We start from the raw sequence: 1,926 nt of genomic DNA on the forward strand, positions 1-1,926 counted from the left end.
TTGTGTACGCCCAGCATGGGCATGAACTAATGAGGTGGAAGTCCTCTGTAGGAAGATCACCGCCTCACCCTGATATTCAGGATAGTAGGCGACAACTACTAGCGAATGGCAAGGGCAAGACCGCGAGGTCTTGTCTGGAGGAAGCCGGACGCAAAACTGCGAGCTGATGAACAAGAACATCATACGAGGCGTAGGCTGGAGGCGAGTTGGCACAAGACAACGAAGCCAGGTGATCTAACGGCCACCGTAAATGATGCAGCAGTGCAGTGAAAGTTCATGCGCTTATCTGGGGAGATCTGCTTAACCAGCGATCGGTCAGCTAACCAGTCAGGCTCTGGTCTATAAGTGCCTGGGCTTTTCAGCCTCATCAACTGAAAAGAGCAAACCGATGAAAACCGATAGCGCGAACTGGGGCAACCCTGTGCGTGATTAAGCAGAGGTCAGCAGAAGGCATAGTAGCCAAATGCCTGCCGTAATGGGCAGGACAGGGTGAAGGCCTGAACATTCAGTAAAAGGAGGAGCCTTGTCACACTTGAATACGCGAATGCCGAACGGCAATGACACGACTCAGCGTGCTGACTCGAAGCCAGCCTTTAGCAGCGATCTGTTCGAGCAATTTCTTTCGCCTGCCAATTTACAGCAGGCATGGAAACAGGTTCGAGCCAACAAAGGGGCCGCCGGGGTGGATGGGATGACGATTGAGGCCTTCCCAGCCTGGGTGAAATCCGGTGAGTGGGACGAGGTAAAAGACCTGCTTCTTAGTGGTCGCTACTACCCACAACCGGTTAGGCGTGTGGAGATCGACAAACCCGATGGCGGCAAGCGATTGCTGGGTATTCCAACGGTGATTGATCGAGTTATACAACAAGCCATTGCTCAGGTGCTCACCCCGATCTTCGACCCGACCTTCTCACCCAATAGCTTTGGGTTCAGGCCGGGTAGAAATGGACACCAAGCGGTCGAGCAGGTGCAACAGATCATCAAGCAGAAACGGCGTATTGCTGTAGATGTCGATCTGTCCAAGTTCTTTGACCGAGTGAATCACGACCTGCTGATGTCGCTACTGAGCCGACGGGTTCATGATAAGCGATTGAAGCAGCTGATCGCTCGGTATCTACGAGCTGGGTTTATCGATAACCAGCTCTTCCAGGAGACGCGAGAAGGTGTTCCGCAAGGGGGGCCTCTGTCCCCTCTGCTGGCCAACATCATGCTCGACCCTCTGGATAAAGAACTGGAAAAGCGTGGCCACCTCTTTGCACGCTATGCCGACGACTTCATCATTCTGGTCAAAAGCCAGCGTGCCGGAGAAAGGGTGCTGAAAAGCATCACCCGCTTTATAGAAGACCGCTTGTCACTGGTGATCAGCACCGACAAAAGTCAGGTAGTGAGTGTCAATGAAAGCAAGTTCTTGGGCTTTACCTTCAAGAACGGGCGAATCAAATGGCACCCGAAAGCCCTGCTGAAATTCAAGCAGAGAATTCGGCAGCTCACTAACCGAAACTGGGGCGTCAGCATGAGATACCAGCTCTTTAAGACCAGCCAGTACATTGCGGGCTGGATCAATTACTTTGGCATCGCCAACTGTTATCAAGAGTGTTACGAGCTTGATCACTGGATACGCCGACGAATCCGTATGGCCTATTGGCGGCAATGGCGGAAACCCCGCACCAAGGTAAGAAACTTAATCAGGCTGGGTGTTCGAGTGCAGGCTGCCGTTGCCTGTGGCATCACCAGCAAAGGCCCGTGGCGCAGCTCCAAAACGCCGGGTATTAACCAAGCATTATCGGATGAATACCTGAAGAAAGCCGGTTTGGTATCACTGCGCGATGGATGGATCAAGCTTCACTACTGAGTGAAACGCCCTGTGCGGTTCCGCATGCAGGGTGTTGTGGGGGCTGGGGGCTAGACACCCCCGGCTACCCGATT

Annotated in this window: 1 protein-coding gene; it reads left to right on the top strand. The window is 53.3% G+C overall.

Annotated elements, in window-relative coordinates:
- The first annotated feature begins 523 nt into the window (after positions 1 to 523).
- A complete protein-coding gene (gene ltrA, locus V8L71_RS20540) occupies positions 524 to 1,852 on the top strand; it encodes a group II intron reverse transcriptase/maturase (protein WP_336275325.1) in 1,329 nt (442 codons plus the stop codon).
- Positions 1,853 to 1,926: the final 74 nt, after the last annotated feature.

It is taken from the genome of Vreelandella indica, assembly GCF_037070225.1.
In the GTDB taxonomy this organism is placed as follows: Bacteria; Pseudomonadota; Gammaproteobacteria; order Pseudomonadales; family Halomonadaceae; genus Vreelandella; species Vreelandella arctica.